This is a genomic window from Shewanella sp. NIFS-20-20, assembly GCF_019209865.1.
GTDB lineage: Bacteria > Pseudomonadota > Gammaproteobacteria > Enterobacterales > Shewanellaceae > Shewanella.
Map to the genome: position 1 here is coordinate 1 of NZ_JAHUTT010000030.1, position 14097 is coordinate 14097.

Genomic DNA, 14097 nt, shown 5'->3' on the forward strand with positions numbered 1-14097 from the left:
CTAATTTCAGGGCTTCAGCTTTAAATTCAGCAGTGTGGGTCTTGCGGGGCTTTTTGGTTGTCATATTCACCTCGTTAAGTCATTTTACTCACTTAGCGTGGTGTCCAAAAGTATTGGATCAGATCACATCAGCTTCGCAGCGATATCCCTTACTGTTAACTCCATTCCCAGTAGTGCTTCTATCTGGTATCGTTCCTTGAGTGTCAGCTGCTTGTATTGTTTCACTATGTGAGCACCTGGTTGTTTGTGTGAGAACGTCAGCCTACGAGCAGCTGGCCATCAAGTCTATTCTAAGTGTGTTGGTTACTTTGAGAATCTAAGTGTGACTAATCATACATTTGCAGTAATTCATAAGAATAAAGGGTATTAATTCGTGAGCTATCTTGAACTTGCATATATTCATCTGGCAACTGTTATTCCAGCATTTTTAATTGGCACTTATCTTCTCTTTACAAAAAAAGGTACACCAAACCACAAAAAGTTTGGGAGAATTTATATGATTCTCATGCTTGTAACAGCGAGTATTTCTCTTTTTATGCAAGCTCAATTGGGCACGTTATTTTTAGGTCATTTTGGGTACATTCATTTGCTAAGTTTTCTAACAATTTATGCTGTACCCGTAGCATATTTCTCAGCTAAAAATGGCAATATTAAAAGACACAAAACCAGCATGGTCGCTTTGTATGTTGGTGGTATGCTAGTTGCAGGTACATTTGCTTTACTGCCGGGGCGTTTACTCCATGGCTGGCTTTTCGTTTAAGTATTAATTTAACCGTCACATAACAAGTCATTCCAGGTGTCGCCTACAGCGCACCGGCATGAAGCGTTAGGCACACAGGAGATTCACATGGTCACAAGAAGACGTTTCATGCAGAAAGCAGGAATCCTGACAGCGAGTTTGATCATGGGGTGCAGGGTGGGTGCCAGCGGCAAAGAAGAATACACTGATGGCTGGTTCATGCCAGATGAGAGCGACCCACACAAGCGCACATGGATGGCTTTTGGCGCGAGTGCCGCCATATGGGGACGAGATTTGCTACCTGAAGTACAGCGCAATCTCGCCACCCTTGCCCAAACTATCGCAAAATATGAACCGGTTTCTATGTTGGTCAGGGAAAACGAATACGACCTGGCGCGGGAAATGGTCGGGGATACAGTACAGTTGATCGTTTCTCCGCTGGATGACCTGTGGATCCGCGACACCGGTCCGGTATTCGTGATAACAGAACAAGGGAAGAAGGCTGCGGTAAATCTCAACTTCAACGGCTGGGGCGAGAAGCAGGAACACCGCTGGGATGCCAAGGTTGCAGATTTTGTGGCCTCACGCGCGGGCGTCAAGATCATTGGAACGCAACTGGTCATGGAAGGCGGCTGTATTGAGGTAGACGGTCACGGCACTGCTATTATCACGGAGAGCTGCACACTCAATGCGAACCGGAATCCAGGTATGTCCAAAGCTCAGTTTGAAGATTCTCTAATGCCTCTGTTGGGACTTGACAAGATCATCTGGCTGCCCGGCATCAAGGGAAAAGACATAACCGATGGTCACACCGACTTCTATGCGCGGTTCGCTCGCCCCGGTGTTGTGCTGGCAGGTTACGACCCTGATCCAACCTCCTTCGACCATGAAGTGACGAAGCGCCATTTAGAACTCCTTGAATCGGCTAGCGATGCACAGGGAAATAAGCTAGAAGTAATCACTCTTGAAGGACCCTCGACAGTACGAGAAGACTACGAAACGGAAGATTTCGCCGCTGGTTACATAGGCTTCTATGTGTGTAATGACGCAGTGATCATGCAAGAGTTTGGAGATGTAAAAGCCGACAATGCGGCTAAGGTGGCTGTGCAAAAAGCGTTTCCAGACCGAATAATTGAACAGATTAATATCGACGGTATTGCCGCAGGTGGTGGAAGCATTCATTGCGCGACCCAACAAGAACCGATGGCCTAACAAGTAGCAGCAGCGGAAAAAGCTACGCGCCGCCAATTTTTTGGTTCGCTGCGCTCACTTTACCAAAAATTGGCTCTGCTCCGCTTTTCCGCGGTGCAGGGCGTTAGTTGCCTTATCAATATTGCATGTCCAACTTACAGTACAAGTCTGTATGTAAAGACTATACTTGTTCCATTAAATGTACATGTGGAGGTTCTTATGAGAATCGTATCTTTTACTGAAGCTAGAAATGGTCTTAAAGCTGTATTAGACGGTGTAGTTAATGACGCAGATACAACAGTCATTACACGACGTGACTCTGAAGATGCTGTGGTTATGTCTTTAGATTACTACAATAGCCTAATGGAAACAGTTTACTTACTACGCTCTCCTCAAAATGCTGAACACCTCAATCGCTCAATTGCACAGTATCGTGCTGGTCAAACAACCGCACGAGATTTAATTGATGAGTAGCAGTCAACGCTTACTGTCATGGACTGACGACGCTTGGGGTGACTGCCTGTATTGGCAAACGCAAGACAAAAAAACGCTCAAACGCATCAACAAACTCATCAATGATGTTAAGCGTTCTCCTTTTGAGGGCATTGGTAAACCTGTACCGTTAAAAGAGAACTTATCTGATTTTTGGTCTCGTCGTATTGACGATACCAACAGGCTTGTTTATGCAGTCGATGATCAAGCGATAACGATAATTTCGTGTGGTTACCACTACTAGAACAAGCCCGAGTGATCCCTTTATAGTGTAAATATCGGCGTAAGAACTTACGTTTTTTAGGTGTGTGCTTAGCCGTAACATTTCTTACTAGCCGCATCGATCCCTTAGCACCGTCAGCTAATTTCGTTACCTCTACATATCAATGCCTTAGCACATCATTATTTTTTCTTGCTCCGCATCTTAAGTGTTAATTTTTTAATCCCTCCGCTTTAACCGTGGCGTTAGGAGTCGTTATTTTTTGCCTAATAAAGCTAAGCGGCCAGAGTGGATGCTGACGATGCGCCGAGCTGATTGCAACCCCTGATGGCGTTGTGAGTCTGTTTCTCGGTTGGTTAGCACTGGCGCCGACGGATCTAAGGGTACTGCATATAAGGTGTGACTCACAGCCATGTCAATGTGAGTAATCGCTAAGATTTAGGCAAGGCAGTGTGAATAATTTTTAGCGCACAGAATCATTGACTATACTTTTGACATTACGATTAATTTATCGCGTCAACATGGATGTAGCAATGAGTCATTGTCATATGGATATCAACCATTTTTTCCACTCCCTCAGTCAACCTAGCCTGTCCCCCACATGATATTGCCAAGCAATATGCTTGCTTAGCACCGCGGCTATTAAGGGAAGTTGAATCATTTTTTGTGCATATTTTACAAGGAAAGCAACATGGATGATGTTGATAACAAGGCTCAGGATGTCATGGCTGAGTTGCATGAATTAACCGCCAAATTTAATGCCATTAGCAAAGTTCAGGCGGTGATAGAATTTAATATGGATGGCACCATCATTACTGCCAATGACAATTTCCTCAATGCCATGGGCTATCGTTTGGCTGAAGTCCAAGGCAAACACCACAGCATGTTTGTTGATCTCGATGTTAAAAATAGTCGCGATTACCAACTTTTTTGGCAAAAACTCAATCGAGGTGAACATGAAAGTAAGGAATATCGGCGCTTAGGAAAATTTGGCAAAGAGGTGTGGATCCAAGCCTCTTATACCCCGATTATCGGTGTCAATGGTCGGCCGTATAAAGTCGTGAAAATAGCGACCGACATTACTGAGCAAAAGCGCAAAAATGCCGATATTTATGGCCAAATTGATGCCATCAGTAAAGCGCAAGCCGTGATTGAGTTTAATATGGATGGCACCATCATTACTGCCAATGATAATTTTCTTAATACCATGGGTTATCGCCTCGATGACATCAGGGGGAAACACCACAGTCTATTTGTTGAACCTCAGTATAAACACTCGAATGAATATAAAGCGTTTTGGCAAAACCTTAATCGTGGTGAATATGATGTCAATGAGTACCTGCGTTTTGGTAAAGACGGCAAACGGGTTTGGATCCAGGCGTCTTATAACCCGATTTTTGATACCAATGGCAGGCCCTATAAAGTGGTGAAATATGCCACCGATATTACGGCGAGAAAGCGAGCCATCGCCAAAATAAGAAACGTATTAATGTCGCTCTCAAAAGGGGATTTAACTAAATCGATCGATCAAGAACTGGTCGGTGAATTCCAAGTGATCGGCACCTCCTTAAATGAGTTCATCACTACATTGCGCAGTTTAGTCACGAATATTCGCACGACTTCTGCGAGCGTGTTTGAATCATCAAGAGAAATAGCTTCGGGCAATAATGAACTTAGCGTGCGCACTGAGGCGCAAGCCTCGCGTTTAGAGCAAACGTCATCGGCGATGGAGCAGCTCAGTAGTACGGTGCAGTTAAACGCCGAGAATGCAACCAGAGCCTCGGGATTGTCCTCATCAGTCATGCAAAAAGCCAATGACGGTGGCAATGTGGTCGCCAATACCATTCAGGCGATGCAAGCAATTAATCAGTCGAGTAAAAAAATTGCCGATATTATTGGCGTGATAAACGAAATTGCTTTTCAAACGAATTTATTGGCGTTGAATGCGGCGGTTGAGGCAGCAAGAGCTGGAGAACAAGGGCGAGGGTTTGCGGTCGTCGCCGCCGAGGTGCGCAATTTAGCGCAGCGCTCGGGCAGCGCGGCGAAAGAGATTAAAGAGTTGATTAACGACAGCGTGACGGCGGTTGATCGGGGCACTAAATTTGTCGGTCAAACCAAAGACACCTTTAAAGAGTTATTTCACTCTATTGAAGAAGTCAGTGAGATGATTGCCGATATCGATAATGCCGGTAAAGAGCAATCGACTGGGATAAAAGAAGTCACCATTGCCGTGAGTCAAATGGATGATATGACTCAGCAAAATGCTGCCTTAGTGGAAGAGGCTGCTGCGGCCAGTCAGTCGATGTCCGATCAGGCGCAAAATCTGATCAATCAAATTGACTTCTTCAATGACGGCCAGAAGCAATATCACTAGCGCCTGCCGGCCTTGAGTGATGGCGGGTCTCATGCCTCAGGTTACCACAGCTAATGGTTAGGGCTTTATTGCGCCTAACCATTAGCCCTGAGCGCTTAATTCACGTTAAAGTCATCCAGTAATATAACCCCCAGTGGCGCTCCGCCCGCTGCATTATCAACGGCAATCGCTGCGTAAATTCCGGCGGCATTTAGGCTGATTGCTAGCGGGCCTAATGCCACGGTTTTTGTGCCTGTCGGTGTCACATCTAAGACATAGTCACCGGCGGCAAGTTTGAGCACTGCCGTCGTGGCGCCAAAGGGTACATTAGCCACAGCTGGCGTGGCATTGGCAATGTTGCCATCAGTAGTGACATAGATATCCACCGAGCCCGCACTGGCCGAAGCATGGGTGATGCGAACTTTAGCTTCGGTGGCTACGCGCCGTCTATCTTCATCCACGTCGAGTATCGTTAAGCTGTCAAAAGGTAAGTTATCGTCGGCGGCTATCAAGGTATAGCTGCTACCCAAGACCGTCGTGAACGCGGCGGCATCGACAACGACTAGACTATTTTCGGCGTCGGCGGTAATGGTGGCGGTGTGATCTCCGGCACCAATGCTGACATAAGGAGTCACTTGCTTAAAAGTTAATGCATTTACGGCAGGGGAGTTGGCGCCGTCAAGCCAGACATCGACCGCGGGTGCGTCCGCGACGGCGTGAACCACGCGAATATCACTTTGGCTGTTAATATCACGCACCACCACGGCCGGTGTGTCTTCATCTGTAACGGCCAGCAGCGCCACCGGTGAGCCGCCAGTCCCTGTGTTAGTGATGGCAGCCACCAGATAATCCTCATCAGATGCGAGGGCGAGTGTGCCTGAATCATACACAGGTGTTTTGCTGTCTTTCGCGGTTATTCTAATTTGATAATCGCCAGCTAATATTTCTAAGGGGTCGCTATGTTGACCAAAGTCGACGGCACTTAAGGTCGGAGAGGTGTTACTAATATCAGCGTTTGGTGCAGTCGCATAAATATCAACCATACCGACGGCGGGCGCTGCATGTAATACCTGGAGACGGGTATAGCCGTCGGCAATCTCATTATCGGGATTTGCGATGAGCTTTAACGACACACTATTGGCAGTCGCTAAACTGCCAATAGCAATCGCCAGATACTGGGTATCGTTGGCGGCACTAAAACTGGCACTGAGGGCATCAACACCCGTGGTCGTGCCATCGGGTAAGATGGCGTCGACGGTCACGTTGTAATCTGCCGCGGCAATATCGAGCTCGGCACTGGCGGCGGTAAAAGGCACCTCATTTAATAGTGAATTGCCGTTTGCCATGATATTGACTGCAGGGGCATCGGCGATGGCATGGATCACTTGCAGCTGGGGTTGAGAAGGTTGCACAGGGGGGACAATCTCTTGCTTATTATCATCGTCGCCACAGGCGCTGAGCAACAACGCTGAGACCGCCAACAGCGGTAGAGTAAATGTTTTCATTAGAACCCTCTTTTTGGTGTGAAAAATAAATAGGGAGGCTCCTTTGGAGGAGCTGCAGCCGCGGGTGGTTTCACAAGTCAGGTATCGCATTAAGTCGACTAAGGGCATAAATAACGCCGCCCTTGATAAACCAGCTAACGTTACGTGAGTAGGCGTCGGTAGGATCAGTTGTTGGCGGAGTTTTGAGTAGGAGAGCAAAAGTTTGATAGGCTGTTATGCACGAGCTTACTGCACAACTGTTGTGAGTTTTCCTGCTATTAAATTTATATAAATCAAGGGGAGAAAAATGCACGCTAACGCAAAAATGATACACCTTAGTTGGCTGCTGATATTGGCCTTGATGGTCATGGCCCCCATGGCGCGGGCAGGCGATATCGTGTTATTGCGCCACAGCGAAAAGTTGCAGGGGCCTGATCCGGCGTTAAGCCCCTTGGGCCAAGCCCGCGCTGAGCGGATTGCCAGTCGTTTGGCGCCACTGCAACCCATCGCTGTCTATAGCACGGATTATCAACGGACATTACAGACGGCTGCACCTTTAGCTGAGCGCTTAGGTGTGGCGGTGACTGTGTACGATCCAACCCAGCTTGCGAGTTTTGCTCACTCCTTGCAGCAAAGCACGGGCACTGTGGTGGTTGTGGGCCACAGCAATACCACCCCAGTCTTGCTTAAGCAATTGACTGGTTGGGAGAGACACCTTGATGAGGATGAGTTTAGTGATATTTTTTGGTTGCAACAGCAACCACAAGGCTACCGCTTAGTGGAGTTAACTTCAGATGAGTGATGTCGGCAGCACTCTACCGACGGCTGCTAACGCCAAAGACGGGGTTAATTGGCTAACATGGGCGGAGATTAGCAATCCTCAGTTACCGCGTTATAGGTTACTTGACCATTGGGTGCGCTGGGGTAATAGACTTCGATAAAGCACTGCATCGACACTGAGGCCGGCGAGTCGGTAAAGAAAATAATAAAGTACGGTAAGGTCGGGGCCGAGCCGCCATAATGCTTGCTTAAGGTGAACTCACCTGAAATATTAGCGTATTCTCGGGCCGACACGACAAATTTGATTAAGCCGTAATAGCCGATAATATCTGGGGTGCCATCCGAGTTGGTATCTATGTTAGCCGTGGTCGCATTGATCTTGTTTTGACCTTGTAATACCGCTTTACTGTAGACCAGTTTATTGGCGCCATCTAACGAGGCTTTAGCACCTTCAAGCGCACTGATTTTAGCATCGCGTTGCAGATTAAGAAATTTAGGGGCAGCGGTTACCGCTAAGATGCCAAGAATAATGATCACGACAACCAACTCAATGAGAGTAAACCCCTGACTTTGGCGAGGGTGATTGGGCTGCGTTCCCGATCCTTGTGAGTAGCTATCAGCCATGAACAGAGTCAATCACCATATCCTTATCAAATCGTTATCTTCAGCATAGTTGCCAGTTTAAGCGCGTGCAATATTAGTCAGATACACAAGTTAACAAAACATTAACCTGTTGATAGCGATGTGTCGAGAAATATAGCCGTTGAATCGATGTACATTAGTGTTTGCTCACTTTGGCCTAAGTACTTAATACATCATGCGCTTTGGGTTACTGGTTGCTTTTACCTAAGTTACAGTCTTGGCAAAGTATTTGTAGGTTATTGATATCTAGCGCCAGCTCAGGATATTTGGAGCGCGGTAGAATATGATCGACGTGTAAGCTGATGCCATGTTGTTCTGGTGTTTGCCGGCATAAGGCGCAACGGGGTTCTCTGGTGCTCAGCACTTGATATCTCAAGCTGCGCCACGCATTGGATAAATAGAAGTTTTCAAGCGTTGAAGGAGCAAATTGGTTGAGTTGCTCACTATCGTCAAATTGTTGATAACCATCCGTCGGGGAAAAGTAACTGGCGCGAGCAGGTTGGTTGGGCTGCTGGAGCCGTAGCCATTTGAAGATATTACGTTTGGCACTGATTTCTGACTGATAACGGCGAGTACGAATCGTGTCGGCAACGCGATAAGTGACTTCAATTTTATATGCCATTTCACACCTTGATTGCCTCATACCGCGCTAGATTCATCTTGCCAAACTCCTTGAGTAATTACCAGTTAGATTGTTGATATTAGTCATGGTCTGGTCGTTGGTGTCGACCTGCCGTCGGGGGCGGCTGTTATTAGGGGCGCTCCCCTTTGTGTCTGAACAAGCGTTATCTCGGCTTGTTGCAATTTTGTTGCGTTGCGTCGTATCAAAAACCAGATCCGTGTGTTAGTTTGATTTTCATACAATCACTGCCAAGTTATTTCGCTTATGTTCTTATCGCAATGTGGGTCGCTTTGCTCTATCTCAAACCGAATATTCATCGCGGGCCTTGGTGTCCTGATGTGGCTACCAATGGCTATGGCCACGGATCTCGACGCTAGCGTTCAGCAAGCGCTACCTCGCCTTGAAACCTTGTATTTGGAGTTACATCAATCACCTGAGTTGTCCTATCAAGAGCGGCAAACCAGTCAGCGAATGGCGGCGGAACTCAAGCAACTGGGCTTTGATGTCACCGACAATGTCGGTGGCTATGGCGTCGTGGCGTTGGCTCGCAATGGTGATGGCCCTGTGATTATGATCCGCGCCGACATGGATGGCTTACCCATTATTGAACAAACGGGTAAGCCTTACGCCTCTAAAGTGACCACACTAGACGCCAATAACAACACAGTGGGTGTTATGCATGGTTGTGGTCATGATATTCATATGACTAGTTTAATAGGGACCGCGGCCCAATTAATGCAACGTAAAGATCAATGGCAAGGCACCTTGATGATAGTGGCACAACCGGCGGAAGAGGTCGGTGGTGGCGCCAAAGCCATGCTCAATGATGGGTTATATCAGACATTTGCTTTACCCGATGCGGTCTTAGGTTTACATGTGAGTGCGGCAATTCCAGCGGGTAAAGTGGGCACGATTTCTGGCTATGCATTAGCCAATGTTGATTCGGTGGATATTGTCATCAAGGGCAAGGGAGGGCATGGCGCCTATCCGCACATGACCATAGATCCTGTGGTGTTGGCGGCGCGGACGGTATTGGCCCTGCAAACCATTGTTAGCCGTGAAATATCACCGTTAGAGCCCAATGTGATTACTGTTGGCTCGATTCATGGCGGTGCTAAGCATAATATTATTTCTGATCAAGTGACGTTGCAGCTGACATTGCGCTCATATAATCCTGAAGTACGCGAACAACAAATTGCGGCGATCAAACGCTTAGTCACTGGCATTGCCATTAGCGTTGGCTTACCTGAATCCTTGATGCCAACCGTGGTGGTGCATCAAGATGAGAGCATTCCATCGACCTATAATGATCCGCAGTTAGCCGCTAGGGTTCAGCAAAGTATTGCGGCGGAATTGGGCGCTGATAACCTAGTGCAAGCCCCTGCGGTCATGGCGGGTGAAGATTTTGGCTTATTTGGCCGAACCGAGCAGCAAGTACCGATTACCTTATTTTGGCTTGGGGCGGTGAACCCTCAAGAGTATCAGGCAAGTATTGAGACTCACCAAGCCTTGCCGTCATTACACTCGAGCCAATTCGCGCCAGATTACCCGTTAACTCTGGCGACTGGGGTGCGAGCCATGACGCGAGCGGCGCTCGATGCCTTTGCCGCGCAGCAACCGCAACAGCAATAATCGCAGTCAGGCGCGTATGCACGAGCGGCTAGGGCCTGCATTGGCTTTGACCGCTGTGTTGGCCGTTGACCTAGTACACCGGCAGGGACAGGCTGCTCAGTAACTGTTGGCTCTGTTCTTCGTTATGCTGGTGCATAATGGTTTCCACCACATTTTTGCTCAGGTGGGGCGAGAAGGATGAAATAAAGTCGTACATATAGTTTTGCAGCAAAATATCTTTACTGAAGCAAATCCACGCTTTGCTGGGAGGGAACAGGTGATCTAAATTCACAAAAATCAGATCGCTATTGTGAATATCCCTTGCTGCCAATGACGAAATTATCCCGATCCCATAACCGAGTTCCACGTAACGTTTGATGACGTCGGCATCCATGACCGTCATAAAATAATGTGGCGACAAGCCTGCTCGCTCAAACATGATGTCTTGAGTGCGGCGCCCGGTAGAGCCTTGTTCATAACTGAGTAAGGGGTATTGACTCAATTGCGCCAGCGTCGGCCGTTTTTCCTTGGCTAGGGGGTGGTTTTTAGGCAGCACTAAGCCCAAGGTCCACAGATAAGCGGGCAAGACAATCAAGTCTTGATCGGATCCAATATCATGGGCGACGATAGAAAAGTCAGCATAGCCTTTACTGATGACGGCGTTGTTTTGCAATGGCAGAGTCGGGTGTAAATGGAAATTGATTTTTGGGTACTTCTTAGTGAAGTAAGACACGCTGCTTGGCAATAAATAACGGGCGATAGTGTGTGTAGTATAGATGTTTAGCGCACCGGTATCGGGATCAAGGTACTCTTTTGTCAGCACTTTAATTTTTTGCTCTATGGCGAGCATTCGTTCGGCTTGAACAATGATCTTTTCACCTATCTCGGTGATACCGCTAAGATTTTTTCCTCGGCGCTCGAAAATCCTCACCCCTAATTCTTTCTCGAGCAATCCGACCTGTTTACTGACACCAGGCTGTGAGGTAAATAGCGCTAATGAGGCATTTGAGACGTTGAGGTTGTTGTCCTTAATGGCCTTTAAATACTTGAGTTGCTGAAGTTTCAATCCTTTACCTCATAAGTCCTAACACCAAACTGATAAAGAATTATATACATTATCTACACTTAGGCCAGTTGGTTTGTTTAAGAAATCCCATCGGCGGGGTTCGCCTCACGCTATCATCTTGATGCCTAACTACCATGGCATCTCAAAACTTAGGCGGATCATGGTATCGCTATCCCAAGGTAAAATGGCCACGTAATCCGCGGCATTGATATCCCCCTTGGCATAGGGGTCGAGGTTATATTGTTGATGTTCGATGGAAAAAATTATCGAGTTACTGCGGTGTTTTTGTGGTTCACTGCTTGGCTTTTGGTAGATAAGCTTCAGTTTATATTGGTTTTCTAGGTTTTCATCCTGATTGCGCCACTGTTGGGCCGACAGGGTCAGTGACAGGGAGTCATTGACGGGGATCTGCGTTGCTATCTTACCTGTGTAAGCGAGGCTATCATTGCCAAAGTCACCGCGGTTATAGCCCCTTTCTTTGGGCACATCATCATCAATTTCGAGGAAGTAATAGCCTAGGCCAAGATCAAGCTCGGTACGCCAGCCGTTATCCTGATACGCCCACTCAACCCCGGGGAACAGCCTCAGTTGTTTTTCGACTGAGCTGACGGTATTGCGCCGACCGTCGAGCTCGACTTGCCAGTTGAGGCTTTGCTGTGCGGTTAATTGCAGCCATTGACCAGAGATGTGGTAGTCAGATGTAAACCACACGGGAATATGGTCGGGATCTAATTTGTCTTTATCATGATCAATATACACATGAATATTGCCTTGAAAACGCATGAGCTGGCCATACTGCCGGCCGAAGCTAAAATACCCATTGACCCCCAAGGTGGTCGAATCGACCTGATTGACCATAAAGTCGTGGATGCCGACCCCGTAGCGTAATTGCCAAGGGGCGTCATTGGGGCTGGCGAGTGCCGGCAATGCAAGGGCGGCGATGAAACTCAGGGCAATGGCTGGGGTCTTCACAGTGGGTCCTTTTGGCGTATTGTCAGCTTGAAACTTGATAAAATGTTAGCACTTTGCAGCGGCTAACGTTAGCGGATCACTGAGACTTTTGAGTAAGCCTTGTTTTGGATCATGGCCTAGGGTCGTTTTTGGCGGCCAACACTGTTAAAATCAACAACACTTATCTGAATTTTTCAAGTCAAAGAGTCACTAAGATGGGAAGAGCATATCAAAACCGTAAAGAGTCCATGGCAAAAACTGCGACTCAAAAGACAAGGGTTTACTCTAAATACGGTAAAGAGATCTATGTCTGTGCAAAGCAAGGTGGCGTTGAGCCTGATGGTAACTTATCACTGCGTCGGTTAATTGATCGCGCGAAAAAAGACCAAGTACCGACCCACGTTATCGAGCGCGCTATCGATAAAGCCAAGGGTGCTGGCGGTGAAGATTATGAAGTTGCCCGCTATGAAGGCTTCGGCCCAGGTAACTGCATGGTCATTGTTGACTGCTTAACCGACAATGTTAAACGAACATTCACTGAAGTGCGTCAAGCGTTTGTTAAGAATGATGCCAAGTTAGGTGGCCCAGGTACCGTTGCTCATATGTTCGATCATCAAGCGGTGTTCGTGTTCCCGGGTGATGATGATGAAAGCATTTTAGAATTGCTGATGATGGCTGACGTTGATGTGACTGATGTGGAAGTAGAAGACGGTATGGTCAGTGTATTTGCCCCCATTTCTGAATTCAGCAACGCCCGCACCGCATTGTTAGAAGCCATGCCTGAGGTGGTTTTTGCGATGGAAGAAATTTCTTTCGTGCCGCAAACCATGACCGAAATCAGTGGTGAAGATGTCGAAACGTTCGACAAATTTATCAATCAGCTTGAAGATTGCGATGACGTGCAAAATGTCTATCACAACGCTGAAATCAAAGACTAAGCTCTAGTCGATTAATCAAAAAAGGCCGCGTGTTCGTGGCCTTTTTTTATGCGACTATTTTACATGTAATCGATACTGTCGCCACGGCAATGAGTCTAAGGTGCACAGCAATAAGCCGGCCCAAATTAGACTGAAACTCACCAGTTTAATGTCGTCGAAGGCTTCGGCGAATACAAACACGGCTAACAGGAACTGCAAACTCGGTTCGATATACTGCATGAGCCCAATATTGGTGAGGCTGGTGCGACTAACGGCCAAGGCAAACAGTGCTAATGGGATCAAGGTGACGGGCGCGGACCCTATGTATAACAGCACTTGCTCGAGCCCGCCGGCGAGGGCATGGCTTTGGTCGGTGACGCTGAGATAGATAAGGTACCCCAAGGCTATCGGTGTTAGCCAAATGGCCTCAAAGGTCACGCTGGTGAGAGAATCGAACTTAATAAACTTTTTACACAAGCCATAGAGTGCGAAAAACCCAGCCATGATCAACGATATCCACGGTAATTGGCCATAGCCCCATATTAAGTAGGCAATGCCCGCGATGCCTAAAATCACCGCGACCAACTGCGCTTTAGACAGTCGCTCATGTAAACATATGACCCCGAGGGCGATGGCAAACAGGGGGTTGATAAAAAACCCTAAACTGGCGGCTAAGACTTGATCATGAGTGATGGCCCAAGTGAAGGCGTACTATGAAAAACACATGATAACGCTTGCCACTAAACACAGCAGACTCGAGCGTTTGTCTTGCCATAATAATGCCCATGGCAGACGTCGTTTCAGCAGCGTGAATATCACTAGCATCACGGGCACCGAAAACACCAGCCGATAACCTAGCAATTCGAACACATTAGCGTTAGGGATAAATTGGTAATACAGGGGCAGTAACCCCCAGACCGCAAAGGCGGCGGCTGCAAATAAATTGCCTTGTGTTTGGATTTTCATTTCAATGCGACTGTACAAATGTAGCGCAATATTATGGCAATCTTTGGGGTAGATTCAATGAGC

At 47.4% G+C, this 14097-nt stretch carries 14 protein-coding genes and 1 pseudogene; 8 read left to right on the forward strand and 7 right to left on the reverse strand.

Annotated elements, in window-relative coordinates; all coding sequences use genetic code 11:
- Positions 1–373 precede the first annotated feature (373 nt).
- From KU855_RS10760 to KU855_RS10780, 5 genes are all read left to right on the forward strand, one after another.
- The gene (locus tag KU855_RS10760; RefSeq protein WP_218530289.1) at positions 374–760 is read left to right on the forward strand and encodes a DUF2306 domain-containing protein; all 387 of its coding nucleotides are present in this window, start codon (positions 374–376) and stop codon (positions 758–760) included.
- 108 nt (positions 761–868) lie between these two features.
- A complete protein-coding gene (locus tag KU855_RS10765) occupies positions 869–1951 on the forward strand; it encodes an agmatine/peptidylarginine deiminase (protein WP_256260980.1) in 1083 nt (360 codons plus the stop codon).
- 198 nt (positions 1952–2149) lie between these two features.
- Entirely contained in the window at positions 2150–2404 is a 255-nt protein-coding gene (locus KU855_RS10770) for a type II toxin-antitoxin system Phd/YefM family antitoxin (RefSeq protein ID WP_218530290.1), read from the forward strand.
- On the forward strand, positions 2397–2666 hold the full coding sequence (locus KU855_RS10775) for a Txe/YoeB family addiction module toxin (RefSeq protein ID WP_218530291.1): 270 nt from the start codon (positions 2397–2399) through the stop codon (positions 2664–2666). Before KU855_RS10770 ends, KU855_RS10775 begins: the two co-directional genes overlap by 8 nt.
- 667 nt (positions 2667–3333) lie before the next feature.
- The gene (locus KU855_RS10780; RefSeq protein WP_218530292.1) at positions 3334–5016 is read left to right on the forward strand and encodes a methyl-accepting chemotaxis protein; all 1683 of its coding nucleotides are present in this window, start codon (positions 3334–3336) and stop codon (positions 5014–5016) included.
- Between the two features lie 95 nt (positions 5017–5111).
- Here the strand turns inward: KU855_RS10780 and KU855_RS10785 are convergent, their stop codons facing one another.
- Positions 5112–6500: a DUF4397 domain-containing protein gene (locus tag KU855_RS10785; RefSeq protein ID WP_218530293.1), complete on the reverse strand. Its 1389-nt coding sequence runs from the start codon at positions 6498–6500 to the stop codon at positions 5112–5114.
- 286 nt (positions 6501–6786) lie between these two features.
- Here KU855_RS10785 and KU855_RS10790 point away from each other — a divergent pair, with 286 nt between their 5' ends.
- Positions 6787–7281 carry a histidine phosphatase family protein gene (locus tag KU855_RS10790; RefSeq protein ID WP_218530294.1) on the forward strand — a complete coding sequence of 165 codons (495 nt, stop codon included), beginning with the start codon at positions 6787–6789 and terminating at the stop codon, positions 7279–7281.
- A gap of 68 nt (positions 7282–7349) precedes the next feature.
- On the opposite strand, the gene KU855_RS19015 is transcribed toward KU855_RS10790, so the two are convergent.
- Together KU855_RS19015 and KU855_RS10800 are read right to left on the reverse strand one after the other, a co-directional pair.
- Complete coding sequence (locus KU855_RS19015; RefSeq protein WP_218530295.1) at positions 7350–7883, reverse strand: type II secretion system protein; 534 nt, start codon at positions 7881–7883, stop codon at positions 7350–7352.
- A gap of 205 nt (positions 7884–8088) precedes the next feature.
- Positions 8089–8523, reverse strand: a complete 435-nt coding sequence (locus KU855_RS10800) for an HNH endonuclease (RefSeq protein ID WP_218530296.1) — start codon at positions 8521–8523, stop codon at positions 8089–8091.
- A gap of 336 nt (positions 8524–8859) precedes the next feature.
- On the opposite strand from KU855_RS10800, the gene KU855_RS10805 reads away from it, so the two are divergent.
- Positions 8860–10155 carry a M20 family metallopeptidase gene (locus tag KU855_RS10805; protein ID WP_218530297.1) on the forward strand — a complete coding sequence of 432 codons (1296 nt, stop codon included), beginning with the start codon at positions 8860–8862 and terminating at the stop codon, positions 10153–10155.
- A 70-nt stretch (positions 10156–10225) separates the two neighbouring features.
- Here KU855_RS10805 and KU855_RS10810 read toward each other — a convergent pair whose 3' ends face one another.
- Entirely contained in the window at positions 10226–11200 is a 975-nt protein-coding gene (locus tag KU855_RS10810; RefSeq protein ID WP_218530298.1) for a LysR substrate-binding domain-containing protein, read from the reverse strand.
- 129 nt (positions 11201–11329) lie between these two features.
- Complete coding sequence (locus KU855_RS10815) at positions 11330–12172, reverse strand: hypothetical protein (RefSeq protein ID WP_218530299.1); 843 nt, start codon at positions 12170–12172, stop codon at positions 11330–11332.
- A gap of 194 nt (positions 12173–12366) precedes the next feature.
- Between KU855_RS10815 and KU855_RS10820 the strand changes: the two genes are divergently transcribed.
- A complete protein-coding gene (locus KU855_RS10820; RefSeq protein WP_218530300.1) occupies positions 12367–13089 on the forward strand; it encodes a YebC/PmpR family DNA-binding transcriptional regulator in 723 nt (240 codons plus the stop codon).
- Positions 13090–13143: 54 nt separating this feature from the next.
- Here the strand turns inward: KU855_RS10820 and KU855_RS10825 are convergent.
- Together KU855_RS10825 and KU855_RS19085 are read right to left on the reverse strand one after the other, a co-directional pair.
- Positions 13144–13764: pseudogene (locus tag KU855_RS10825) on the reverse strand (EamA family transporter); the annotation flags it as partial.
- 15 nt (positions 13765–13779) lie between these two features.
- The gene (locus KU855_RS19085; RefSeq protein WP_371316353.1) at positions 13780–14034 is read right to left on the reverse strand and encodes a hypothetical protein; all 255 of its coding nucleotides are present in this window, start codon (positions 14032–14034) and stop codon (positions 13780–13782) included.
- Positions 14035–14097 lie beyond the last annotated feature (63 nt).